Source organism: Haloplanus natans DSM 17983 (genome assembly GCF_000427685.1).
Taxonomy (GTDB): domain Archaea; phylum Halobacteriota; class Halobacteria; order Halobacteriales; family Haloferacaceae; genus Haloplanus; species Haloplanus natans.
In genome coordinates this window covers 222359-246041 of sequence record NZ_ATYM01000003.1, presented here as the reverse complement: position 1 = coordinate 246041, position 23683 = coordinate 222359, and the positions used below count along the sequence as shown (strand labels likewise).

Sequence of the window (23683 nt, the reverse complement as noted above, 5' to 3'; positions counted from 1 at the left end):
ACCGACAACGTTACTGCTGGATTTCCCACCGTCCTATCGGTAGTATTAAAACTCCGACAGATCATAGTGTGCAATACGGATGAAGACCACACGGCACGCGACCTACAACCTCAACTACCACATAGTGTGGTTGCCGAAGTCTCGCAGAACCGATGGTTCTGCGGACATCGCGGAGCCGTGCTCCGCTCAGTACCGCCAGTCGGTACTCGTCAACGAGGTTGCCACTCGTGCCCGGTCCATCCTCCACGAAATAGCCAACGACAAAGGCGTCGAAATTCTCGACCTTACCGTACAGCCCGACCACGTTCACCTGTTCGTCAGTAGCCCGCCCAAGAACGGACCGGCACTACTCGCCAACTGGTTCAAGGGCATCTCCTCGCGCAAGTACAACCACCGATACGCCGACCACGACGGCGAGAAAATCGGATGGGCGCGAGGGTACTACGCAGGGACTGCCGGGCACGTTTCGAGTGAGACGGTCGAGAACTACATCCAACAGCACAAGCAGGGCGATTCGTGACCGAACTCACGAAGACGCTCGAGCTCAAACTTGTAGACCCGAACGTCCACAAGCGGAGGAAACTCCGAGAGACGCGAGAGGCGTACCAACACGCCCTCCGAGACGCCTTCGACGCCGGATGTACCACGCAGACCGAAGCGAACGACGTGGTGGTCAACTACGACCTGAGCGGGTACGCAAAGAACGCGCTCAAGAAGTACGTCCCGCAACTCACGACAACCTACAACGCGGGCGAACTTCACGACGACCACCCTGTCCGCTTCACGAACGAAGGGCTACGACTCGACCACAAGCCCGAGAACGCTATCGAGTGGTACGTCAAAATCCCGCACCACGAGGACTACCACCTCTGGATGCCCGCTCAACCGAATCCCGAACAGCGGGACTGGTTGGAAGCGTTGAACGCGGGAGACGCCACGATGGGCGAGAGTCGGCTGTTCGAGCGGGATGGAACGTGGTATCTCCACGTTACCGCCACCCGCGACATAGAGGAACGCTCCGATGTGTCCGCCGAAGAGCGGACGCCCATCGGAGTGGACATCGGGGAAGCGTCACTCGTCACGGTGTGTCACCGCGACGGCCACGGTTCTCCGACCGCGCCCGAACTGTGTGCCGACGAAGGCAAGACCGTCCGTCGGCTCCGCAAGACCTACTTCACCGCCAAGCGCCGACTCCAGACGCGCGGGAGCGAGCGTATCGCGGAGTCCTTCGGGGACTATATATGTGATCAGATAGACGACGTGTTCCACACCGTCACCCGCGAGGTCGTGGAGTACGCCGAGTCCGTCGAGAACCCGGTTCTCGTTCTGGAAGACCTGACGTACATACGGGAGTCGATGGACTACGGCGACTTCATGAATCGGCGTCTCCACGGATGGGGATTCGCCAAACTCCACGCGCAGATACGCTACAAGGCCGTCGAGAAGGGTATCCCCGTCGAGACGGTGAACCCGCGCAACACGTCGAAGGAGTGCCACGCGTGCGGTGAAATGGGGTATCGCCCGCGACAGGCGACGTTCAAGTGTACGAACGACGCTTGCTGGATGGGCGAGTACCAAGCGGACATGAACGGCGCGATAAACATCGCAGACCGCTACCTCAGCGGAGAGAGCCATTCAAGAGAACACACGGATGGCAATGACTCGGCTGAGGATGGGGGGGCGTTTGACCGCCCCACAAGACACCCAAGCCGATGCTATCACGCAGGAGACGCTTGGGACGTATGCGTCTTGAAACCATAGGGCCACGCTCGGCCTGAAATCCCGTGGTGGGATTCCCGCGTCTTCAGGCGCGGAAGGAGGTCAATCGCCTGTTTGGTATCGGATTGGGCATATTGTCCACGCATCCGGGGCGCACAATACCATTGAGGGCGTGTCATTAGAGGCCCTCGGATTGTTCCCTCCGCGGAAGCATCGCGGACTGCTTAACTCGGGCAATTCTCACCGCTAAGAGGCGGAATACAAGTACAACGGCCGCTCAATCGGAGAGTGACTGGAGGCCAGCCGACTGTTCGAGGAACTGCGACAACTCGGGATCCTCCGACTCTGAGTGGATAAACTCCACTTTGCCAGTCGACGTGACCGATACCAATATCTCGCCCCACCGGAACTCCACAGCCCAGTCGACGACATCTGCCCCCTCCGGTGTATTATGAGTCAATAACGTGTTGAGCGCGTCGGGGTCAATATACTCGATGAGCGGCGGGAGGTCGGCTGGGTCTTCGGATAAAAAGTCTGCCGCCTCGATGATCAAGAAGTCTACCGGCTCGCTGTACTTGGAATCATCGTACTCCACACGGTGGTGCATAATCGTATGTACTCGTGGTGGCTTTAGACTTTTTATACGGATATATTCTGATTACTTCTCTTAACCGAATATATGAGGTGGTCAGATGTCTGTGACTCTCCTGTTAGTAACTGATGGTCAGCCACAGTCGGTCACTTTCCGTTTGACGAGTGTAATCCGACCGGTGGGGTCGACGGTAACCAGTAGGTTACGGTATCTGAATCTAAACTTCCCGTCAAGACTGGGGAGGCTGGTACCGTGGCCGCCGAGTAGCCTGTTGAGTGGATTCGTCGGCAGCGACCGGGCTAATTCGCCGATGTCGTTCCGTGACCAGGTCGTGTAATCTTCCACGGCACTGACGATGCTCTCGGTAACGGAGTAACTACCTTCCGGGTCGTGCCAGTAAATTTCGCTACTGTACGTCCTCGAATCAGCGTTGACTGGGGAGCGCTCGACGGTCATACGTGAATTTAATTCGGCCTGCAGCACTGTATACCGCTCATAAGCTTATGTCTCTGTCGGTCGGCTAATACGGATTATTGTAACTGTTTACCGGTGGATCGCCGAGACGGACGGGCGATCCACCGGTAATGACTTACAATAAACCGTATAAGTCCCACCCGTCGAAGGATCAAATCCGGTCAGGCTACTACCTCTGACGGTAGTCGGACACGTTCAAGTCGCTTTGTGTACTAATGTGATAAAATACCGATGTCTCCTTGACCGTGGTCAGTCCCACGTTACGCGGTCGTAGGAGGCTTCCAGCGCTTGCGCGTCCTCCGAGAGGAGGGCAACGATCAGGAAGGTCGGGTACTGCTCGAAGTGGTCGATGAGTCGGCCGATTCGGGGGGCATCGAGCGCTTCGACGGAGTCTAATAACATGAACGGGATCGTCTTGTACACCTCGTGGACGAGGTACCCGGCGAGGGCAAACACCAGCCCAATTACTTCGCGTTCACTTTCGGACAGATGGTCGATGGTGTCCTCGTACGCGGCGCCCGCCGCAGACTCTCGGACGATGTGTAACTCGAAACGGCCTTCGGAGACGGTCTGGCGGCCCTTGCGGACGGACTGTTCAACGCGTTCGAGCCACACGCGCTCGATATTCTCGTATGCAAGCAGGTCTATTACGTCGGCCATCTCCTGATTGAACGAGTCGACAGCGGCTGTCTCGATGTCCTTGATCCGTGTCCGCGCGTCCTGCAGCGCCTCGGTCGCCTGCTCGCGCTGCTCGCGAAGGTCTTCGCGCTGTGAGAGTTCGGACTCAATATCGGCCAACTCCTCGTCTATCTCCGCCCGCTCGTCGTAGCACTGCTCGAGCGAGAACTCACATTGGTTGAGCTCGGTGTGGCTGTCGAGCAGGTCCGCCTGTGTCTGGTCGCGGAGCGATTCCGCACGGTCCTCGAGACGCTTGGCGTCCTCGATGAGTGAGTCGCGCTTCTCTTCGAGTTCGGAGATATCCGACGTGCGCTGTTCCAGTTCGGCGTCGATACGCGCCTGCCGGTTCTCGAGCTCGGAACGTCGTTCGGCCCGCTGTTTGCGCTCGTTCCGTGCTTCTATCGCCTCTTCGAGTTCAGAGCGAAGCTCCTCTCGGCGCTCGCGCTTGGTATTCCGCAACTCACGGAGTTGTGCGGTCGTCTCTTCGATCTGCGTGCGGTCCACTTCCGAACCACACGTCCAGCAGCGCACCTCGTTAGTATCAACAAGTTGGTCAGTTAGCGCCTCGTCGTCGTCCGTGTCGAACGCCTCCTCAACTACGTCGATACGCGAGCCTTCGAGCGCCTCCGAATTGAATTGAACGATCGTCTGGAGTTCGGTGATTGTCTCGTTGAGGTCCTCGATGTGACTTCGAAGTTGACTGATGCGCACCGAGGGATCGTCACCCGTCTCGATCGGCTCGAGGCTGTCGAGGGTGTCGTTGACCTCCTGTTGTTCCTCACGGAGTGATTCGATGCTCTCGCGCTCCGTCTCGATCCTGAACCGAACCTGCTCTATCTCCGATTGGACGGACTGCAGATCCTCGAGCACCGACTCGAGTTCGCGCTGACTCTCCTGTTCTGCATCGACGCTGGATTCTGCCGCCTCTATTTTGACCTCCAGTTCCTCGCGACGCGTCTCGAGTTCGTCGATTCGGTCCTCGAGCTCGTCACGTCGAAGTTCGAGACGATGCCGCTCGTCCTCGAGATCAGACAGCGAATCGAGACGATCGTCGAGACGATCTCGCTCCGTCTGTAGGTCCCGAATCCGCGACTCGATGGCCTCTGTATCGATCGGCCGAATAATTAGCTCTCGGAGGTTGTCGTGGTTGACGGCTGCCTGCCTGGCGTCGTTCGACTCCAACAAGAACGCAAAGAGGTCTGCGACGGTGGCATCCTCCAAGTACGGCTCGCCGTCCAGCGTTGTGCCTCGCCCCTGCCGAGAGAGACGCCGGAAATACGTCTCGCCGTCGAGGTCGAGGCTGACCGAGCCTTCGTCGGCGTCGCTTTTTATTGCGACATCGTCGCTTCCACAGACCGCCATAACTGCTCGGAGGAACGATGTCCGATTCGTCGCGTTATGCCCGGTCAAAAGCGTTGTGCCGGGGGCGAGTTCGACATCGACCTCGGTAATCCCTCCGATGTTCTCCACGTGGACGGCTGCCGATGCAGTGGACGTTCGTTGAGACATTAGGTGCCCTCCAGTGTGTTATGTATCGGTGCCATCGTCTCACTCATTCGAACCAGCTCCTTGGTCTTGACAGTCGCACCCCGCTGCCTCGGCAAGCGCGAACGGGGTCAACCGAACGTCGCAGTCCGGACACGTGACGCGTACGTCGACTTCGACGTCGTACTCGTCGAGATCGACGGCGTCATTTCGCTTCCATCGGTCGACGACATCCGTCGTGACTTTTTGTAGACGCGCCCGGAGCTTCCGCACTGACTCGATCTCGCGTTCTACCGTCCGCTCGGCTGACTGTTGAGCCTCGCGGCTCACGCCACGATGCTTCGTCAGGTAGTTATAGACCGACTGATACGATATGAACGCATCTTCCAGCGCGTCGACATCGACGCCGTTCTCCGTAAGACTACGCCGGGCGTCGGTCCGCATACCCGCAGTGACATCGTCGTCGGTCAGCAATCGGTAGAAGTTCTCCGCTTCCCCATCAAGGAGGTGAACGCCCGCTTGCGATTGTGCTGCTTGTACAATGCGCCGATTTACCAGGTCGGCCAACTCTCTGAGGCTCCACTGTTCGCCCTCCTCTCCGGTCCACCGTTGGACGAGCTCGTCACCGAGGCCGTCCAAGCCGTACTCCCTTGCGACCCGTTCGACCTTCGGACCACGCCCTCCGCGGTGGGGGACGCTTCCTGTCTCGGCACCACCTGAGTTTGTGTTCGACATACAGTTCTTTACCTGCTTATCCCATATATGGGTTGTTGTTTTACCGTTGCGTATATTTTAGGCATTCGGTGTGAACTCGTCCACCAGTGCCGTAACTCGGCGCACGCTCCGAGCAGGAGTGAGCCGTACAGTCAGCCGCAGGGACGGATTGAGTCTGTGCCGACTGTGAGAGCTCCAATGACTCAGTCTAAGACAGTGGTCGTCCCTACAGACGAGCGGTGGGACGGAACCTGCGGATGCCCCGTTCGGCTGCCGTCTCAGCAAGTGACGTACACGGTTTGAGTCGTACGAACAATCAATTCAAAAAGAAGCCGATCAGAACGAGATTGTAGATGCAGACACCGAGCCAGAGCATCGTGGGGACGCCGTATACGAACGTCAGCATGCGCTGCCGCGTAGGCTCGGACTGGAAGAATTTGGGGACGACGAACTCACCCATGATGCCAATGAGCAGGAGTACAAATATCGAAAGAAGTAGTAATCCAAACGCCGCTCCAAAGCGGTTCATCACCGACACGGCGACCGGATTAAGCTCGGTCATCCCGACCTGTAATCCATAGTAGGTAACTGTCGCATCGAAAAGTCGCGTCGAGAGTAGTCCAGCAAGCAGCCATACGCGTTTTGTGGATGAAAAATTAACGCATCTGCGACAGGCACCAGCCAGTCGTGTGATAAGTACAGCTAGCTTGGAGTGGCTCTGTCCTCGATCAGAGCTCACGGCTCACCAATCCTCCCGAACGGACCGCCGATGAGTGGTTAGTTGAAGCTCCCGCGTACTTGACACAGTACCGCATCAACACCTGTTTGCTGCGGCGAGGTATGGATCTTCACTCTAGCTACTCGGTACGGCGACGGAGACCCTAGTATGTCCATGTCGCCTGCTCCGAGACCGAGTCACAACGTGTGTCAGTTAGTGCCTGTGCTGACCGCCGAGCAGTCGTATACGTGTGACTAACGCCCTCAACGGTGTGACTCGTCTCAGAGGACACGAGTGCGACGACAACTAGGCAGAGGTCGGGCACACCCAACGAGCAGTCCGGCCAATGTGACCTCCAGGTAGACAATGCTTGGAATGTAAGCGGTTTGAATCCGTCGAGTCAGGCGGAGACGCGGCACGAAGCCCATCTCCACCGTAGGCGCCGGATGCACCTGAACACGGACGTACGTGATCACATTGTCGGCCGCGGGAGTGTACAGTAGTCGCCGCTCCACGATGGCGAATGTGTGACCTCCTCCTCGTCGTAAACGGCGAGGCTTCCCACGGCACCGCACCGCTGGGTTGGGATATTTGCTGGTTTGTAGTCCGGTCGGCATGACGGGGCTACTGGTGGGGCCACACCGCCGTTACTCCTATCCCGGTAGGGGACTCGGAGTTATCTTGAACTGAGACACCACAGCGGTTCGAGATGGTGTCTCGAACGTTCTGGGCCTCAGAGTCCCGATATTGTGCATTTGGATGGGCGGTGTGGCCGCCTCGGTGTATATCATACTACAATACGATCTAACTTAAATATCCGTATTGCCGCTGAACGTGGTTTGTGTCGGCGCTGTCGGATTCACGCCCGTCGTAAACGACGGGATTCTCTCCTTGTAGAAAGATAGGCTGAATTGGAGCCAGTACTATCAGTCTTCGAGAGTTTTCGATTCGCTACTGGGAGGTTGCGCGCGCTGTCGCCGTGATCGATCCCAGTTCTCGAACAATCCGTATTCGGTCATCGTCGCCATACCGGCGATAGCCGCCCGCAAACTGATTCCGATGAGCGGAACGTCGGCGACGGTCACGACGATGTCGGCTTGGACGACGGCGCCGTCGCGCAACAAGACATCGATAAACTCGACGAGGGCGTGCGTCTCGGTTTTTGTTGGTTCCATGAAACTGTTTCCTACAGGTCAGAGACGAACGTGTACGGTGGCCACGGCCCAGTAAATCGCACGGCTGCGCCGGTCTCATCTACAAACTCGTCCAGTCGCTGACCGAGAGTCGACTCCGCGTCGGCTGGTACGCGAACGGCGAGGCAGCCAATTGTCTTGTCACTCTCCGGGGACGACTGTTGCTCTAAGGTGGCCGTCGCGGGTTGCTCGGCCACTTCGACGGCGATCGACTCGGCTGTCCGCCAGAGCTTCGACCGTAGTTCGTCACGTCGCTCTTGCATCAGGCTCCGAAGGCGCTTTTCGTACTTTTTTTCGAGGAGGAACGCCGTCCCCGAGCCGGCCTGCTGCTTCCGTTCGATCAACTGTCGCAGTTCGTCGTCGTCTTCAGTCACGGTCTCTTCGAACGGGGTCGAATTCCACAGGAGATGGAGCCGGTATTCCCACGTGCCCGCCAGCGTTGCAAGCTCGCCGTGTATCTGGGAATACCGCGACGCGAGCCAGTCGCTGACTGCGTCGTCTCCACCTTCGAGGACCGTATTGAACCTGACTGGAAGTGGCGTCCCGAACGTCTCTCCGGCTTTATCGACGACGCGTTGGTGAATCATCACCCACTGTTTGAGTTGGTCAAGGCGTTCTGTTTCGAGGGGATGCCCACGGTCCTGTACGACGGCTCCGACCTCTCTATGGGAGACGAGGCGAACCGACACGTCATCGACTCCCTTGGCCGGCACCTCCGTCTCGCTCGTGGCCGACGTATCGACGAGGCAGTATAGATACCGTTGCTCAGTCTCCGTCTCCACGGTACTGGACCTGCGGTGTGTCTCGTCGTCCGGCGCTGATGGGGAGTTCGTCATCGGTCGTTGCCTGGTGGTCGGTCAGCGCGCTGTACGGAGTGATGACGGTGTGCGACCTCATCGAGTGCACCGTGGACGACGTGGTCGAGTTGCTGTTTGAGTTCGGTTACCTCGTCGTCGATTTCGGTTTGCTCTTTCAGTCGGTCGAGCTCGTCTTCTAGAGCGTCGAGTCGCTGCCCGAGGCGCTCGATTTCAGTCTCGGAAAGGTCGTTGGACTCCATTCGTCGCACGGCCTCGTGTTCGAGCGCTTCGATTAGCAACTCGACGATCGTTATGACGAGGGCCGTGAGCCCGCCGTGGAGGTCGGTCTCGTCTCCGAGCTCCAGTTGCATGGCATTACTCCCCCTCAGTTCGGTTGGTCGCAGGGGATTCCGATTCTCGGTGGAGGATCGACTCCGACGCTGGCTGGCTCTCCGCCCGCCGGGGCGCGTCACCCGCCGACATATCTCCGTCAGCGACGGCTTCGATCCGCTCGGTCTGCGTGCCACCCGGGAACTCCAAACCGTACTGTGCGGCCGTCTCGAAGGACGCAATTGCTGCGCGCAGTTCGACGCCGAGGAGTTCGGTGTCACCGATGCTCACTGCGATATCGGCATTGATTACCACGCCCTTATCCAGCACCAACTCCAGCATCTCGGCGAGGTCGCCCTGCGTCCGAGTTGGCTTGGGATCACTCATCCGTGGCTCCCACCGTGGCGTCCGCTTCAGGTGACTGCCCAGCCATCCCGTCGCTCTTCGGGGTCTCTCTCGACACTGTTTCGTCCTGTAGCCGGAGTCCGTACAGTCTGGCGCGCGGGCGTACCGTCGAGTACTTCGGTCGCAGAGGGACTGTCGAGTGTGACTGTCGGGCGGAGTTCTCGGCATTTGACCGTTGCCGTGGCACCGTCGAGTAGGCGGTCGGGTTCGTCCCTAGCGACGCCGAGTCATCTTCTTCGGTCGACTCCGTCGCCTCCACGTTCCGCTCCCTGCGGCGTGCAAGCCGCTTCCGCTGTTGGAGGAGTTTTTCCCGAGCGCGGTCGCGGTTCATCTGTGCCTTTCGAATAGCTCGGTCCGCCCGCTGCTGGTGTTTCCGCTGTTGCTTACTGGTCATTCGTTTCCTCCGGGCTGCTGTCGTCTGCAGTGCGTACTCGCGCCTCGAATACGCCGTTATTCAGCCGCGTCCGTTCGACCGAGAGTTCCGGTTCGTCGATCATCACGGAGGTGCTCCACACGTCGCCGTAATGGAGCACTACTCGTGACTGTCCACGTCCCGGCACGATCGTCACGGTCGGCTCTTCGTCGATGTCTGCGGGTACGTCCGTGGTGAGAGCGTATCCGTTTCCGGTGCGCTGTACTTCGAGGACTGCCCCGGGATCGTCTGCGTCGATCGGGTCGACCGGTCGCCGGTCGCGAGCGGCGCTCGATCGTGTCGACGCGTCTGCCTCCGTTTCTCGGCGTAACCCGATCGAGACATCGTACTGGTAGTCGACGTTCACGCCGCTGTACGTTGCCTCGCCAGTGCCACGTTGTCGAGACGATCGACTCCGTTCCAGACTGGCGAGTTCGCCAAGCAGTGTACGCAACTTTTGCAACAAGGACCCCGAGGCAGATGGGCCCGCTTTTCCGTGGTCACTATCTCGGGCGTCGTTGGAAGGCATTATCGTTTCACTTGGATCCGATCTCGCATCTGTTCCTGTATTTCTTCTGCCATCGAGAGCTTCCGTTCGAGTTCCTGTTTCCGCCGCCGATACTCCGCCTCCGGACGCTCACCGATCTCGTACAGCAGCTGATTCTCCTTAAGCTCGTCCCGGATCGCGCTCGTATCGTACGTCCGATCGAGGGCCATAGTGTGGAGGATGTCCAGCAGAGAGACGAACGGTCTGATCAGGAGGTCGTCGAGTATGAGCATGGTGTCACCGCTCGCTTTGCTGGCCGGCACCGATGTGTATGTCGACGAAATTGTACGGTGCCCACGGTCCCGTGTACTGTACGCGGAGCGTCTCGCCATGGGCCTCTTCGATCGCGTCGATCGCCTCGTCGAAGGCGGCTCGTTGCTCTCGTTCGACGAGATAGGACTTGTTGAGTACCAGTCGGTCGCTGAAGAGGTCGTTGTCCGTCTCGCCGATGCTTACCGCAGAGAGGCGGTCCGCGATGCTCACCTGCACTTCCTCTGGGACTGGGTGCTCTTCTGGGCCGATGACTTTGACCCCGAGCTCAACCGTGCCATCGATGTCCTGCAGCCCGCTACGCAGGGCACGTCTGGCGCCTCGCATCACCCCTTTCAGTGTTCGTGCGTTTTTGAACGCCATGCCGAAACTCATCGGTACGACTGACCGACCGCCGTCGTACTGGAGCACTTCCTGTAACACGGCGTTGTGTGCCTGCACGTTCTGATCGGTCCGGTCGGGGTCGGTGGTATCGATGTCCGAAACCACGGCCGAGAGCGTTCGGTAATCGACCGTGTATATCCGGTCGGCGCCATCCACCCCGTCGACCTCCAACTCGAGGTCGTCTTGCTCGATCACGCCGTATGTGTACAGATGTTGGGCCATGTTCGTGCTTTCCGCTGCGTTTGGCTGCTGGGAACCACAACGTGGATCCTCGCACCCGACCTGAGGCCGGGGTCGGTGTCCAGTTAGCTACTTTTTGCCCGCCCTGCGAACACAACTACATCAGCGTATGATATGTATCTTCTGTTGTTCGTTCGCGATGGGACGGGCGGCCCGGCACCCACACTCCTGACATCTTCCACGTTTCCCAGTCATCGGCGCCCGTGGTCGACCGTAGGACGGGGACAGACACGTCGAGAGAGGAAGTCGCGTCGGCACTGTCACGTAACGGTCGGACCTCGTCGCCGCCGCCTCCGGTACGCCGGCCTACAGTCGGCGCGCGGGAGGCCCGCCCCGGGGTTCGCTGTCGGCGGAAGCAGGACTATCTTTCTTCGAGGAGAGAATCCCGCCGTTCACGGCGGGCGTGAATCCGACACTTCTCACACAGTCCACCGACTATAGCTGGATGGATATTCCACGCTAATCCGAATCATTAAGTAAATTAACCTACATAGTCTATGTATGGCGATTGAGGCCACTCGGACTTACGTTGGTTCCATCCAGAACCACCAGCAGGTCTGCGATGGCCTCGACTCGCTCGGATACTCAGCCTCCAAAATCTGGAACGTCGCACGATGGACAACAGACCGAGTTTGGGACGCAATCAGTGAAATCCCCGACGAGGGTGTGCTGAAATCGTATATGAAGAACCAAGCGTGCTGGAAAGACTTGAACGCGCAATCCAGTCAGAAAGTCATCGAAGAACTTTCCGACGCTTTCCAGTCATGGTTCGACCTGCGACACAAATTTGATGAGGCGAATCCACCCGGCTACCGAAAACACGGTGACAACCGACCACGTAGTACGGTCACGTTCAAAGAAGACGGATTCAAACACGACCCAAAGAATAACCGCGTCCGACTCAGCAAAGGCTCGAACCTCAAGGAGTATTGGTCGGACTTCCTGCTCTGTGAGTATCAGACTCGACCTGACGTTGACCTTTCAAAAGTCAAATCGGTGCAGAACGTTCGTGCCGTCTGGAACGGAGACGAATGGGAACTGCACTTCGTCTGCAAAGTCAGTCTCGAAACAAACGACCCGGCAGGTGACGAAGTAGCGGGAATCGACCTTGGCATCAAGAACGTCGCTACTGTTGCCTTCCCCGACGAATACGTCCTGTACCCCGGCAACTCGGTTAAACAGGACAAGCACTACTTCAAGCGTGCTGAGTACGACACCGAAGGCGAGAACGGCCCGTCCGAGAAGTCGATGTGGGCACGTCGAAAACTCACAGAGCGTGAGACACACTTCTACCACACGCTCACGGACGCCATTATCACCGAGTGTGTCGAACGGAACGTGGGGACACTCGCGGTGAGTTGGCCCGAAGATGTGCGAAAGTCTGACTGGGGCACAACTGGGAACAAGAAGTTGCACTCGTGGGCGTTCGACCGCATCTGCCAGTACCTCGCATACAAAGGCGAGATACGTGGAGTTGAGGTGCTGAAAGAGAACGAGTGGAGCACCTCAAAGACCTGCTCTGCGTGTGGTGACGACACGAAGTCTAACCGGAAGCACCGTGGATTGTGCGTCTGCTCGTCGTGCGGGTTGGTCGGAAACGCGGATTGCAACGGAGCGGAGAACATGCGGCAAAAGATAACTCCGAGTCCTCACGGCGAGGATAGGAGTAACGGCTGCGTGGCACAGCCATCGGTACACCTGTTCGACCCAGACAGTGGGGTTTTCGCCCCGCGAGAACAGGTTGTGTCGTAGACCGTCAAATATCCCACCTGCGGTACGGGAAGCCCCGGCGTTTACGCCGGGGAGGATGTCACCCGTTGCGAGAACGGGACACCTAGAACTCTTCTTTCATGTCACTCCGTTTGTACCGGGCAAGCAGTTCGTAGCCAGTGACGCCCCCGTCGTTGTCGAGCGAAATTTGATACCGCCCGATGATGTCCTGAGTGTCGGGGACGGCGCGGCGCTCGACGACTTCGACTACCGTTCGCCAGCGGTTGTCGTCGGGCTCAACCTTGATGATTCCCTCGAATTCGTGTTCTAAGAGCTCGGCGGCGGCTTCCCGAGCTCTCTGTTGTGCGTCACTGATGCCGAACGTCGACGGCGTATCGGCGGCGGTGTCGTCGTGTCCTGTTGGTGGCGTCGATTCCGGCGCCTCGTCGCCATCTCTGGCTTCTCCGACTCGTTCTGCCGGCTGGTCGCCTTTCGCATCGGTCGGATTACCAGCGTCGCTCGGTTGCTCGGTCATATAAACACGGAACTGTTGCGAGGCGTTAAGAAAGGTCGCCTTCGGTATCGCTTACGACGTTGGCTACCTGACTTCGCAGGTCTTTGACCGCCTCGTAGTCTGGAAGCTTCGAGGCGAGAACGTCGACGAGAACCTCAACGAGCGCCTCGTCGTCGGGGGCATCGGTGACGGCCACACCTTCCGCCGCCATGATCGCCGCTCGCGTCCCAACGTCGATATCCAGTCGGTCACGCAACTGACCGACCAGTTCGACGACGTACGCGATGTCGTCGTTCGCAACGTCGCTCACGTGCGAGCGCACGATCTCACGCTCAGTCTCCCGGTCGTAGAAATCCATGTAGATGCCTACGAGCCGATCGAGCAGTGCGTCTTGGGGCTCGTGCACACCGGCGTACTCGACGGAGTTGGAGGTGAGCACCGCTCTAAATTCGGGGTGGACATCGACGTAGCGATCCTCACCGCGTCGCCCGGGCAACTCGAGGACGCCTTCCTCAAACACCGACAACAAGACGTTGTTCGCGGCGGGCTTGGTTCGCGAGAACTCATTGTAGACGAGTGTCGCTCCCTCCCTGACGGCGAGCGTGAGCGGGTTATCCACCCATCGATCCCGGACGATGTCCTTACTTTTCATCACATTGTGGATGTACTTATCGCGTTCCGAGACGCGTTCAGTTTCGGCGTACTCCCCGATTAGGTCGCTAGTCGTGAGGTCGGCATCCCCGTTGATCCAGACGACCGGCCGGTCGCGCTGTCGGGCGATGTGCATCGCAAGCGAGGTTTTCCCACAGCCTGTCGGCCCGACGAGGTGGACTGGCCGATCAGCCGCCAACCACCGCTGCGTTCGGGTTTTGATCCGCCTGACCGACTCCGTCTCGACGAACGGCTGTTCGTCCGGGATGAAGGTCTCCTCCAGATGCGAGTCAGGTTCCGGCTCAGTCGTCGCCGTAGTCGGCTTGGTCAACCGATCGAGTTCCTTGTCGTGGCGCGTCGTTGAGCGCCGTTTCCGCTTGTCTTCCCGTGACGATCGGATCTGCGCACCTCTGACCTTCCGGTCGCGAGATCCATCCGTCATTGGCTATCCTCCGGCCGGAGTGGCACGTCATCGCCGTACTCGTCACGGTACTCATCGAGCGTCATATCGTGCGTTCGCAGGTGCGAGTCGGTGATTGCCTGATAGTACTCGCCACATTCCAAGCATTCTACGCCGTCTTCGGGCTCGACCTCGTCATCGCCAACCGAGTGGCTTCCGTCGCCGTCGCTCTCGGTACTCGTCGCCGCTCGAGTCGACGGTGAACTATTGTCGTCGGTTTCGTTGGCGATACTGGTTCCGGTCTCATCATCGCTCGCCGGGGCCGACTCTGGGTCGTTTGTCTCGACCGGGATGTCGATTGGCCCGTCAGGTGCGGCCGTGTCGTCGTCACTCACCTGCTTGCCGGCCGGAGCTTCAGCCGTCGACGTTTCGGCCGCCCCGTAGAACGTACTGACGTACGCGGCGAAAGTCGCCTCCGTCGCGTCGAATTCCGACTGTAGCGTTTCGATGTCACTGCACAGCGCAGAGATGGCGTCGAGCAGGTCTTGGACGTCCTCGGAGTGGAACTCCGCGGTGTATGCGTCGAACGCGTCGGCAACCGCGTCGATGCCGGCCTCGCGATCGACAACGTCCGACTCGAACGCGTCGGCGTATGCAGTGAAAGACTCCGCTTCGGCGGCGAATGCGGCCCGTTGTTCTTCGATTGCGTCGAGGAGCGCGGTAACGTCGCGGATCGCGTCGACGTCAGCGGCGAACTCCGTCGCGTACGCCCCGAAAGCCTCTCCAGTCGCGTTCATCTCCGAACGCAGTTCACTGATGGCAGCGTGCAACGCGCTCACGTCTCTGATTGCCGCCACGTCCGCCGCGAATTCGTCTCCGAAGGCCGAGAATGCGTCCCGTACCTGTCCAATCTCGTCGCGGCGGGCGTCGACATCGGCTTGGAACGCCCGACCGTAGGTTTCGAACGACGCTTGCGTCTGTCCGATGTCCGTACGGAAGTCGGCGGCGGCAGCTTCTAACTCGCTCACGTCGCGTTTCCGCTCTACGTCGGCGGCGAACGAACGCGTGTACCGATGGAACTCATCTCGTGCGTCCTCGAACGTCTCGCGGGTTTCAGCCATATCCTCAAGCTTGTCTCGTACGCTCATGGGTGGTGTTGTTGGATTCAGAAAGCAGGGGGAGGTGATCGAAAGGCTATACGGCCGGCTATCCGGTCAGCAACCGACCGTCAGGCCTCGGGCGCCGCTTCGACGCCCGCAGACAGTTCCGCCTGTTCGATTTTCGCGATTTCCTCTGCGTAGTGGAGGAACGTGTCGACGGAGGCGACGACGACACGTGCCTCCACCGTCAGGATCTCAATCCCGACAAGCGAGATTCGTGCGAACGTGTCGACGACGATACCTTTGTCAAGGACGCGGTCCAATACCTCCGCGAGGCTGGACGAATCGGGTTGTGCCATGATGCATTCCCCTGTTGCAAGGGGTTGTAAATAAAACTTACCATGAGTCCTAACTATTGGGGCAAGTGATACGTGAGGCTGAATAATGCAGCTGTAGGTAACTACCGAGGGCAGCCCCCGTCGTCACAGAACCTGGTCCGGGTGTGGGTCGTCAGGAGGCCTCACACGGACCGGGTCCGTCCGGCTACCTGCTCCAGTTACTGGACGTCCTGATAGAGTTCGACGATGTCGTCGTAGTCGAGTTTGCCGTTCTCGTTGAAGTCGTAAGCCTCCTTGTTCAGGCGGATGGCATCCGAGTCGAACTCCCTGAACAAGAGAGCAATGTCGTCGTAGTCAAGTCGTCCGTTCCCGTTGATGTCTTCGTAGAGCCCGTCGCCGTCGGGATCGGTGGGTAAGCCCTCGCTGCCCGGAGTCAACGGCGGTCCGGTGACCACCACCCCGTCGTGGGCGAGTACGTCGACCGGGCTGCCCGACTCGTCGTCGAACGCCTCAACCTCGACTGTCAGATCGGTCGTTCCGGTGCCCGTTCCCACGAGGTCGATCGTCGCGAGTGGGACGTCCACTGCGCCGGGCTGAACGCTCTCCTCGATATCGGCCAACACCAGCTCAACCGAGCTTCCATCCTTGCTGACATTCGGGGTGCGGGTAAGGCTGAACTCTTCGGGGTAGCTAGCTCCGCTAATCCGTACGACGTCGGGATGATCAACCGAAACGGTCAGCCGGCTGCCTGCGAGGCCGTCTACTGCGCTCTGGAGGGTCAGATCGACGGTCGCGGCCTTTTCGTGTCCGATCGCAACAGACGGAAGGTCAACGACGGTGGTCGCTACCCGGAAGACTGTCGTTGTGCCGCTAATCTCGTGTCCCACGACGACGAGCGGGTCATCGATCGGGCTCTCCTCGGCAGTCACGAAAGTCAGCCCTTCCGGGCCGAGGTCGCCCGCAGCACTCGCGGGTGCGTCACCGTCTTCAATCTCCGTCTCGATATCGACGGAGAAGTCCCGTTCGTTAATGTACTGGATGAAGACGGGAGCGGTAGGGTCGGTGATCTCGTACATCATGATGCCGCCGATTCGTTCTAGACCAATGAACGCGAAGTGTCGGTCGCCGACCGTGCCAAGGGCGAGTCCTTCGGGTTCAGGACCCTTGTTGTCGCTGCGTCCGTCGGGGTCGCTCTCGTTGTTGTCGTTATTGAAGTTCTCGGGGAATCGCTCGGCCGTGATCCGCTCGAAATCACTCCCGCTGTCGAACACTTGCTCGCCGTCGGCGCTGAAAATGCTGAACGAACGGCCGCCGAAGACGTAGATCTCTTCGTACACCCCGTCGCCGTCCGTGTCGCCGAGTGTCGTCGTCACGCCTTTCGGTCCCAGGTTTTCGGGCTGTTGAAGCTCGTCGACGCTGTCGATACCCTCGATGGCGTCGAAGTCGAATCCCTCCGGATCGAGCGTGAGGTCACCGACCTCCGCCTCCTCGCTGAAGCCGTCGTAGTCGCGGCTGTCGCCCTCGTTCGCCGTGACGATGTACGTCTCTCCGCCGACGCTGTACACGCCGATCGAGTCCGGCTGAAGGATGCCGTTGATGGGCCAGTTCCGGATGTTGACCCCACCGTCCTCGTTGCTGGCGTCGAGTTCGTTGCCCGCGAGGCTGTAGTCTTTATACCCGAGTGGGAGGAGATCCGTGACCTCCGCGCGCTCGATATCGACGGCTGCGAGTGCGTTGTTCTCCTGCAACGAAACCCACGCAGTCTTCGAGTCACTGGTCACTGTGATGTACTCCGGCTCGAAGTCCTGGGATGCACTCGCGTCCGGGCCGAAAATGCGGATTCCCTGGCCACGTAGCTCGTCTTCCATTCCATCGTATTTGTCGAAGCCGGCGGTTTCGACGCTAGCTGAGCCCACGCCATCGGCAATGTCGATGACGCTGACCGAGCCCTTGGGATCGACGGAATACTCCTCGTTCGGTTCGCCCTCGTTCGCAACGAGTGCATACCGCTCGTCGGGAGTGATAGTCACCTTATCGGGCAAGGCACCGACCGTGACCGAGCCCAAGAACGCGAGCGTTTCGGGGTCATAGAACCCGACCTCACCGGGATCCTGCGGAGTGTCTGCCTCGAGCGCAGCCGCAATAACTTCGGTGGCAACGGATACGCTATTGGCCTTGCTCACGCCGGCGAGTTCACCGGCGACATCGAGTTCACCGATCTTCGCCGGATCCGTCGGATCTGCAATGTCCAGTACGTCGACGCCGCCGAGGTCCGCGTTGATGACGAACAGTCGTTGCGTCGGCGGGTGATAATCGACGATCTCCGCACCCCCTTCGTCGAAGAGACCGGATTCGTACCGCCCGATGGGTTCGAGCATCGGCGCGGCGCCGCCATCGAAGCTATCAATCGCCGTGGCCGCGAGCGCTTCGTCAGGAGTTCGCCCGGCCGCCATCGCAGACAGCAGTCCAGTCCCCAATGCGCCACCTGATACCTGTAACACTCTCCGCCGACTGAGCTTCTCTTCAAACATTGCACATGCGGCAACCGAACTCGGATATTATACCGTTTATAATAGCTGTCCGGAGCACTACGTTGCTCTTGACCGCGCCCCGTACCGTACGAAGTACGCGCACAGTGAACGCCTCGCAGCCGTGGCCGGCGGAGCATCTTGTCGGGCAGGAGGCCGCTCGCTGTGTACCACGTCTACTGAGTAAACACTGTTACGGGCATCACACCTCGTCGAGATTCCCAAACGGGGCCGGGCGGTCCGCCGATACGATACTGGCATCACCCCTGCGCCGAGCAGTAGCCGCGCTGGGTCGTACGCCGACGCCTCACACGCGCTGAAGCAGGGATCAACGACTACGCTGGACCGTCCGATGTGAGACTCAGGCGAGCGTATCGAGGCCAGGGGAGCCACGCGGGAACGGCCGGCAGGGCTGTAGCGCGGCGATAGTCCGGCTGTGCCGTCTCCGAAGAGAACAGCGAGAGTTCCACTGGTCACCCGACCCGTAGTCGTTTACACGCGGCCGAGCGAATGCCCGGGGCTTGACCCGAGACGATTCACGACGTACGCTCAGGAATCTTCCGCCCGTGACATGTCAGCGAGGACGGTTCGGGAGCAGCCACCCGGTGCAGGTTCTTCCCGACAGTTGCAAGACGACGGCCGGCGCTTCTCAACGAACACCGAGTCGAGAGGCGACGACCGGGGCAACATAAATAATCACCACCGTGGCGATGAGCACGACGGTTGGCAGCGCGAGTCTCAGGAGTCCGTCGACACCGACGTACGAGGTGATCGCAACCGCGGCGACTGCAACCGGGAGGGCGAGAACGAAGTACAGCACGCTCAGCCACCAAAATCGCCGCCGGACGGCCCGCTGCTCTGCTTTGGAAAGCGGAATATCCGCTCGCTGTAATGATCCCCTCAGACGGGTCTTGGACCCGTATCGGTCGGCTACCGTCCGCCGAAGCCGGTAGTACGAGCGGAGCACTCTGTTTCCGGAAGATGTCGAAAGCACGGCCCAGCATGGAATCCAGACGAACCACGGTATCCCTCTGCTCAAGTGTTGAATTACGTCCGAATCGAGTTGCGGGAGACGTAGCTGATATCGCGTCTCGAGGCGATAGATCACGTCCGTTCCGAGGAGCGCGAGAAGCAAAAGTAGAGCGTACCACGGGATGGTGAACGAAACGGGGTACAACCTGATCTGCGAGTCACCAGCGCCCACCAACGGGAACCCAGGCGCCTCGGGTGTCGTCGCCAGGTCTATTTCGTCACTTGGTGGCAGCGCCGTTGGGCTCTCTTCTTGATCATCCGGTGACTCGTCGGGCGACAGTTCACTTTCTCTCCCGTCTCCGGAAGGTGAACCGTCAGTCGGCGGCCCTGCAGTTGCCCGCTCGGCAGTCCCCGTCGTCGCGTCTCCGTCAACTGGGGCCGCTGTCTGGGTCGATTGTGGCGCCCGGTCGTCTGTGGGTGGTTGGCCGTCGGTATCTGCATCGGAGTCTCGCTGCTCGGCGTCGCCGTCGTCGGGAACTCCTCCATCGTCCGAATCGTCGTCGTCGCTGTCGCTGCCGTCGCCGCCGTCGTCGCCATCGCCGGGGTCTGACCCCCCACCCGGATCGTCACCAGCGGCGTCGCACGCGCTCGCAAACTCGTTGGGATCGAGGAAAGACGGAATCCCGTTGCCATCTTGGTCGGTGGTCGTCTCGGTCGCATCGCTACACCCGTCTCCGTCGGAATCTCGGTCGCGGAAGTTTCTGAGCCCGTCTCCGTCGGCGTCACCAGCACCCTCAGTTCTGTCCAGAAGCCCGTCGCCGTCGCTGTCCAAGTCGAGGGCATCGATGGTGCCGTCACCGTCGGTGTCTATCCGTTGGCCACCCCTCGTTTCGATGTCGTCTGTAATACCGTCGCCATCGGAGTCCGCCGCGGACGCATTGAGGCCGAGTATACTCTCCTGTCGGTTCGTGAGCCCGTCCGCGTCGCGGTCCCCGTTGGGCCCCGTCGTATCCGAAGCGTCGAGATAGTTCGCGATGCCGTCACCGTCGACGTCACCGGTTCCTTCCTTCGCGTCGGGTTTCGTGTCGCCGTCGGAGTCCGTATCACGGAAGTTCGGTGTACCGTCACCGTCCGTATCGGTCGTGCCCTCGACGGCGTCGGGGATTCCGTCGTCGTCCGAGTCGGAGTCGAGAAAGTCCGAGACGTTATCAGCATCTGTGTCGACGAGCTTCCCAGTCGAGTTCGTCTCCGTGCGATCGCTAATCCCGTCACCGTCGGAGTCAGTGTCTAAGAAGTTCGGCGTGTCGTCGCCGTCGGGATCGCCGGTTCCCTCGTCGGTGTCGGAGATGCCATCACCGTCGGAGTCTAGATCACGGTAGTTCGGAAGGTCGTCACCGTCGGCATTCCCGCCGGTCTCGTTGGCGTCCGAGATGCCGTCGCCGTCCGAATCTAAATCTCTGAAATCGGGCGTGCCATCGCCGTCGGTGTCCACTGGATCCGTGACGACAGAGTCTTGATCGCCGGAGGCACTATCATCTTCGCTCGTTCCTTCCTCGGTGTCCAGAATCCCGTCGCCGTCGCTATCGAGGTCTAGAGCATCGATTTTTCCATCGTCGTCGGTATCAACTGCCGTTCCGCCGTTCGTTTCCGTGTTGTCACCGAGGCCGTCGCCGTCGGTATCGACGCTGTTCGGATCGGTCCCGAGTGCCCGTTCCTCCTCGTCGGTGAGACCGTCGCCGTCGGTGTCTACTGTTGCCTGGAACGGTGTCGAGGCAGTGGCAGTGTCGACCTGTCCTCTCGCATGCTCGCTCACTGCCTGGGGTTCAGACGACGTCGCAACTGAACCGGCACTTGCAGCGACGGGGGCCGCGGCGGAGAGTATCAGACAGACGACTGTGATCCCGATGGCCGTTCGCCGTGCAGTGAGACGCTTCGATCCACCTAACATGGTACGGCTGCGCTGTTGGTTCATTGGGACTCCTGGAGCCGCTGGATGGTCCGTGCCGCCGCCGGCGTTGAGGTTCTCAGGCGGCCTGCTTTCGCCGAACTACCGCAGTTCTACATCTTCTCCAGCAATAATAATGATTTGTGTGACGCCCGTATGACGGGCGTATATCAAATCCAGCTAACGTTACGCGTTAGCCAGTACGTATGATCTCGTTTTTCGGCAGCTACGGTCGAGAACCCGCCCTCGGCATCAGCCTGCCCCCCGACGATAGTTGGACGCCGCTGACAAGGGGGAATCACCCGATGGGTAACGGTCGGTTGGCACGGCCAGCAGCCTACCTGTTCGATCGAATCTCGGGGCGTTTCACACCGAGCGAACAGTGGGTTGCGAATCACAACATCTCCACGCTCGAAAATCCTCACCGCCTAGTGTGTGGATGTCAACGTGTCTGTCGCCGGATGAACGCCGCTACTGCCAGCAGGATCAAGGCGACCACGAGGCCGACCAACAGAACGGGATCGCCGCCGCTCGGCTCGCTCGGTGTCGTTGGCGCCTCCGTCGGCGTTGCCGTCGGCGCAGGTGTGACCGTTGGGGTTGCCGTGCCGGTCGGTTCGGCGGTCGGGGTCGGCGTCGCCGTGGGCGTCGGCGTTGGTGTCGGCGTCGCCGTGGGCGTCGGCGTTGGTGTCGGCGTCGCCGTCCGGTCAGGGATGAGTCCACCACCGCCACCACCGTCACCACCGTCACCACCGGTCAAAGCGGACGTGTCGGCTTCGGCGACAGCGAACGTCGAGAAACCACTTGTCGTCCCGGACAACGTGACGTCCGTGTCGGTTTCGGCGACGACAGTCGTCTCGAGTTCGACCCACTCCCCGTTCGCGTCGTCGTACCGCCAGATCGACACCTGGTTCGGAGCGAGTCCTTCTTCGTCGAGCCGGGTCTTGTTGACCGTCGTCCGTATCGTCGCCGACGTCTCCTCTTCGCCGCTCGGGACGGTAATGTCCAGATACGTCGCGACGGCCGGACTTGCGACGTTCGTTCCTTGGACTTCGGGGGTGCCACTCGGTGGTTGTGAGAGTTCGGAAACCCGGATCGTCCCGGAGACGTTCGAGTCGAACTCTAGCGTGACCTCCGAGACGTTACGCGTGGCCGCCCGATCTTCGAGTGAAATATTGATACTCTTCTCGTTCGAGAGTGTCTCGTCCTTGCTGGCGATTGCTCGCTGGATTTCGATCGTTCCGGTCTTCGTCGCGACAGTCGCCGTGTCGTTTCCCGTTGCCATGTACACGTACCGATACGTTCCGGGCGACCAGTTACCGAACGTCTCGACGGTCAGCGTCCCTGGATCGGTCGCTCGGATCGACGTTACTGATGCGTCCATGGTCACTGGGTCGACCGACTGAGCCACTCCATCGACCGGCTCATCGGCAGCGAGTTGCTCGGCGACGAAGTCGATAATATTGATCCCGCCGACCGGACCGGACACCTTGCCATTGTCGAGTTCGATCCCCGCCAGCGAACTCTGCGCGCCGACGTCCGCGACGCCGTTGACATCGGCGATTTGCCGCTCGATAGTGACGTCCTCCGACGTGAGGTCGGCGGTGAGATTCCTGACCGTCGTCCGCTTGATCGAACTCGTGTAGGTCTCTTTGTCGTAGACGACGACGGTGTGGTTTACTTGCTCCGCTGGGAGCGTCGAGTCCACCTCAAATTCGATGTCGGCGCCACCGACGACCGTCTCTCGTGTTGGCGCAGCCGAGGCCACCGTCTTCTGAACGAGAGCGCCGTCTACACCCAGCAGTCGAACCGGACTTCGAACGGTCAAATTCCCGCTGGCGTCTACTTCGACCCCGCTGTTGGGGATGTTCCCGTCCCATCCTCCACTGGTTTCGTTGTAGTCTTGGACGAGAAAGAAGAGGTAGACACCCGGTCCGCTCGCGGTCCCTGTGCTGGCATCGTAATCCGTACTGAGGGAGCCTCCCCTGATCGTCCCCGCCGGCCGTTGTGCAAACGTGGCGTTCCCGTTCGCGTTCTGTCCGGTAATGAGTTGGAGCGCCTGGCTGACGGTGAGAGCCGCGTTGTCGTTGAGAATCTGGCGTACTCTGGGGCTGTCCTTGTCGAGGCGGGCAACGAGTAGCGACGTCTCGTTCCCATTGAACTGGTCGGTTGGGGCGACAGCCGTGTCATCGAAATTCAGGGTGAGCGGCGTCGACGTACCATAGACGGCCCGCTTCTGACGGTTTCGTGGGCCGTCTGCACCGTCTTCCTCCACGCTGATGAACGTCTCAGCGTTGTCGACGACCGTCTGCCCCTTCTGGGGATCCACTCGAAGCGGGAGCGCCGCACCGTCCCACATCTCGACGTTGTTAGAGACATCTAGAAAGTTGTCACCGGAGATAGCGGCATGGCCAGGGGTCGCGTCGTCCGCGACAGCACCGCCCGTCGATGCGGAGACGCTTCCGACCACTAATAATACCACCAGCAACACTGCTGTCGCAGTCCGAATCCCGTCAGCGACCATAGGGAATGATGCAAAGCGGGCACGTATAGTCGTTTCGTCGCTCCTC

Annotated in this window: 21 protein-coding genes and 3 pseudogenes; 3 read left to right on the top strand and 21 right to left on the bottom strand. The window is 59.9% G+C overall.

Going from position 1 to position 23683, the window contains the following annotated elements; all coding sequences use genetic code 11:
• The first annotated feature begins 79 nt into the window (after positions 1–79).
• Both tnpA and HALNA_RS00985 read left to right on the top strand, forming a co-directional pair.
• The gene (gene tnpA / locus HALNA_RS00990) at positions 80–520 is read left to right on the top strand and encodes an IS200/IS605 family transposase (RefSeq protein WP_049934354.1); all 441 of its coding nucleotides are present in this window, start codon (positions 80–82) and stop codon (positions 518–520) included.
• Positions 517–1753: pseudogene (locus tag HALNA_RS00985) on the top strand (RNA-guided endonuclease InsQ/TnpB family protein). Before tnpA ends, HALNA_RS00985 begins: the two are co-directional and overlap by 4 nt.
• 243 nt (positions 1754–1996) lie before the next feature.
• Here the strand turns inward: HALNA_RS00985 and HALNA_RS00980 are convergent.
• From HALNA_RS00980 to gvpF, 14 genes and pseudogenes are all read right to left on the bottom strand, one after another.
• Positions 1997–2314 carry a HalOD1 output domain-containing protein gene (locus HALNA_RS00980; RefSeq protein WP_157573382.1) on the bottom strand — a complete coding sequence of 106 codons (318 nt, stop codon included), beginning with the start codon at positions 2312–2314 and terminating at the stop codon, positions 1997–1999.
• A 129-nt stretch (positions 2315–2443) separates the two neighbouring features.
• Complete coding sequence (locus HALNA_RS00975; protein WP_049934352.1) at positions 2444–2767, bottom strand: HalOD1 output domain-containing protein; 324 nt, start codon at positions 2765–2767, stop codon at positions 2444–2446.
• Between the two features lie 267 nt (positions 2768–3034).
• Positions 3035–4972 carry an archaea-specific SMC-related protein gene (locus HALNA_RS00970; protein ID WP_049934350.1) on the bottom strand — a complete coding sequence of 646 codons (1938 nt, stop codon included), beginning with the start codon at positions 4970–4972 and terminating at the stop codon, positions 3035–3037.
• A 39-nt stretch (positions 4973–5011) separates the two neighbouring features.
• Complete coding sequence (gene rdfA, locus HALNA_RS00965; protein WP_049934349.1) at positions 5012–5683, bottom strand: rod-determining factor RdfA; 672 nt, start codon at positions 5681–5683, stop codon at positions 5012–5014.
• 295 nt (positions 5684–5978) lie between these two features.
• Positions 5979–6401 carry a DUF5658 family protein gene (locus tag HALNA_RS21290; protein WP_281172081.1) on the bottom strand — a complete coding sequence of 141 codons (423 nt, stop codon included), beginning with the start codon at positions 6399–6401 and terminating at the stop codon, positions 5979–5981.
• A 905-nt stretch (positions 6402–7306) separates the two neighbouring features.
• Complete coding sequence (gene gvpM, locus HALNA_RS00955) at positions 7307–7555, bottom strand: gas vesicle protein GvpM (RefSeq protein ID WP_049934347.1); 249 nt, start codon at positions 7553–7555, stop codon at positions 7307–7309.
• 11 nt (positions 7556–7566) lie between these two features.
• The gene (gene gvpL, locus HALNA_RS00950) at positions 7567–8355 is read right to left on the bottom strand and encodes a gas vesicle protein GvpL (RefSeq protein WP_169718992.1); all 789 of its coding nucleotides are present in this window, start codon (positions 8353–8355) and stop codon (positions 7567–7569) included.
• 50 nt (positions 8356–8405) lie between these two features.
• A complete protein-coding gene (locus HALNA_RS00945) occupies positions 8406–8741 on the bottom strand; it encodes a gas vesicle protein GvpK (RefSeq protein WP_049934344.1) in 336 nt (111 codons plus the stop codon).
• A 4-nt stretch (positions 8742–8745) separates the two neighbouring features.
• Positions 8746–9087: a gas vesicle protein GvpJ gene (gene gvpJ, locus HALNA_RS21425; RefSeq protein WP_049934342.1), complete on the bottom strand. Its 342-nt coding sequence runs from the start codon at positions 9085–9087 to the stop codon at positions 8746–8748.
• 75 nt (positions 9088–9162) lie between these two features.
• Positions 9163–9319: pseudogene (locus HALNA_RS21515) on the bottom strand (protein gvpI); the annotation flags it as partial.
• A 45-nt stretch (positions 9320–9364) separates the two neighbouring features.
• Positions 9365–9499: pseudogene (locus tag HALNA_RS21510) on the bottom strand (protein gvpI); the annotation flags it as partial.
• Positions 9489–10046 carry a gas vesicle protein GvpH gene (gvpH, locus tag HALNA_RS00935; protein WP_084509833.1) on the bottom strand — a complete coding sequence of 186 codons (558 nt, stop codon included), beginning with the start codon at positions 10044–10046 and terminating at the stop codon, positions 9489–9491. The pseudogene HALNA_RS21510 and the gene gvpH, both read right to left, overlap by 11 nt.
• Positions 10046–10297, bottom strand: a complete 252-nt coding sequence (gvpG, locus tag HALNA_RS00930) for a gas vesicle protein GvpG (protein ID WP_049934588.1) — start codon at positions 10295–10297, stop codon at positions 10046–10048. The genes gvpH and gvpG overlap by 1 nt, the downstream gene beginning before the upstream one ends.
• Before the next feature lie 4 nt (positions 10298–10301).
• Positions 10302–10940, bottom strand: a complete 639-nt coding sequence (gvpF, locus tag HALNA_RS00925; protein WP_049934340.1) for a gas vesicle protein GvpF — start codon at positions 10938–10940, stop codon at positions 10302–10304.
• Positions 10941–11459: 519 nt separating this feature from the next.
• Here gvpF and HALNA_RS00920 point away from each other — a divergent pair.
• Complete coding sequence (locus HALNA_RS00920; protein ID WP_049934339.1) at positions 11460–12710, top strand: RNA-guided endonuclease InsQ/TnpB family protein; 1251 nt, start codon at positions 11460–11462, stop codon at positions 12708–12710.
• Positions 12711–12792: 82 nt separating this feature from the next.
• Here HALNA_RS00920 and gvpO read toward each other — a convergent pair whose 3' ends face one another.
• The 7 genes from gvpO to HALNA_RS00885 form a co-directional block, all read right to left on the bottom strand.
• A complete protein-coding gene (gene gvpO / locus HALNA_RS00915; RefSeq protein ID WP_049934338.1) occupies positions 12793–13203 on the bottom strand; it encodes a gas vesicle protein GvpO in 411 nt (136 codons plus the stop codon).
• Positions 13204–13228: 25 nt separating this feature from the next.
• Positions 13229–14275 (bottom strand): gas vesicle protein GvpN, encoded by a 1047-nt coding sequence (gvpN, locus tag HALNA_RS00910; RefSeq protein WP_049934337.1) that lies wholly within the window; start codon positions 14273–14275, stop codon positions 13229–13231.
• Positions 14272–15381 carry a MucR family transcriptional regulator gene (locus HALNA_RS00905; protein WP_084509832.1) on the bottom strand — a complete coding sequence of 370 codons (1110 nt, stop codon included), beginning with the start codon at positions 15379–15381 and terminating at the stop codon, positions 14272–14274. The genes gvpN and HALNA_RS00905 overlap by 4 nt, the downstream gene beginning before the upstream one ends.
• An 80-nt stretch (positions 15382–15461) precedes the next feature.
• Positions 15462–15692, bottom strand: coding sequence for a gas vesicle protein GvpA (gene gvpA / locus HALNA_RS00900; protein WP_049934333.1), 231 nt, complete (start codon positions 15690–15692; stop codon positions 15462–15464).
• Positions 15693–15889: 197 nt separating this feature from the next.
• Complete coding sequence (locus HALNA_RS00895; RefSeq protein WP_245575966.1) at positions 15890–18124, bottom strand: choice-of-anchor I family protein; 2235 nt, start codon at positions 18122–18124, stop codon at positions 15890–15892.
• A gap of 724 nt (positions 18125–18848) precedes the next feature.
• Complete coding sequence (locus tag HALNA_RS00890; protein WP_049934332.1) at positions 18849–20984, bottom strand: hypothetical protein; 2136 nt, start codon at positions 20982–20984, stop codon at positions 18849–18851.
• A 574-nt stretch (positions 20985–21558) separates the two neighbouring features.
• Positions 21559–23637: a PGF-pre-PGF domain-containing protein gene (locus tag HALNA_RS00885; RefSeq protein WP_084509831.1), complete on the bottom strand. Its 2079-nt coding sequence runs from the start codon at positions 23635–23637 to the stop codon at positions 21559–21561.
• Positions 23638–23683: the final 46 nt, after the last annotated feature.

Coding starts and splice junctions, on each gene's coding strand:
- gvpN (WP_049934337.1), bottom strand. CDS start 14,275: ATGACGGATGGATCTCGCGACCGGAAGGTCAGAGGTGCGCAGATCCGA.
- HALNA_RS00970 (WP_049934350.1), bottom strand. CDS start 4,972: ATGTCTCAACGAACGTCCACTGCATCGGCAGCCGTCCACGTGGAGAAC.
- gvpG (WP_049934588.1), bottom strand. CDS start 10,297: ATGCTCATACTCGACGACCTCCTGATCAGACCGTTCGTCTCTCTGCTG.
- HALNA_RS00920 (WP_049934339.1), top strand. CDS start 11,460: ATGGCGATTGAGGCCACTCGGACTTACGTTGGTTCCATCCAGAACCAC.
- HALNA_RS00885 (WP_084509831.1), bottom strand. CDS start 23,637: ATGGTCGCTGACGGGATTCGGACTGCGACAGCAGTGTTGCTGGTGGTA.
- HALNA_RS00945 (WP_049934344.1), bottom strand. CDS start 8,741: ATGCAACTGGAGCTCGGAGACGAGACCGACCTCCACGGCGGGCTCACG.
- HALNA_RS00975 (WP_049934352.1), bottom strand. CDS start 2,767: ATGACCGTCGAGCGCTCCCCAGTCAACGCTGATTCGAGGACGTACAGT.
- gvpA (WP_049934333.1), bottom strand. CDS start 15,692: ATGGCACAACCCGATTCGTCCAGCCTCGCGGAGGTATTGGACCGCGTC.
- gvpF (WP_049934340.1), bottom strand. CDS start 10,940: ATGGCCCAACATCTGTACACATACGGCGTGATCGAGCAAGACGACCTC.
- gvpH (WP_084509833.1), bottom strand. CDS start 10,046: ATGCCTTCCAACGACGCCCGAGATAGTGACCACGGAAAAGCGGGCCCA.
- HALNA_RS00905 (WP_084509832.1), bottom strand. CDS start 15,381: ATGAGCGTACGAGACAAGCTTGAGGATATGGCTGAAACCCGCGAGACG.
- rdfA (WP_049934349.1), bottom strand. CDS start 5,683: ATGTCGAACACAAACTCAGGTGGTGCCGAGACAGGAAGCGTCCCCCAC.
- gvpO (WP_049934338.1), bottom strand. CDS start 13,203: ATGACCGAGCAACCGAGCGACGCTGGTAATCCGACCGATGCGAAAGGC.
- HALNA_RS00895 (WP_245575966.1), bottom strand. CDS start 18,124: ATGGCGGCCGGGCGAACTCCTGACGAAGCGCTCGCGGCCACGGCGATT.
- tnpA (WP_049934354.1), top strand. CDS start 80: ATGAAGACCACACGGCACGCGACCTACAACCTCAACTACCACATAGTG.
- gvpM (WP_049934347.1), bottom strand. CDS start 7,555: ATGGAACCAACAAAAACCGAGACGCACGCCCTCGTCGAGTTTATCGAT.
- gvpJ (WP_049934342.1), bottom strand. CDS start 9,087: ATGAGTGATCCCAAGCCAACTCGGACGCAGGGCGACCTCGCCGAGATG.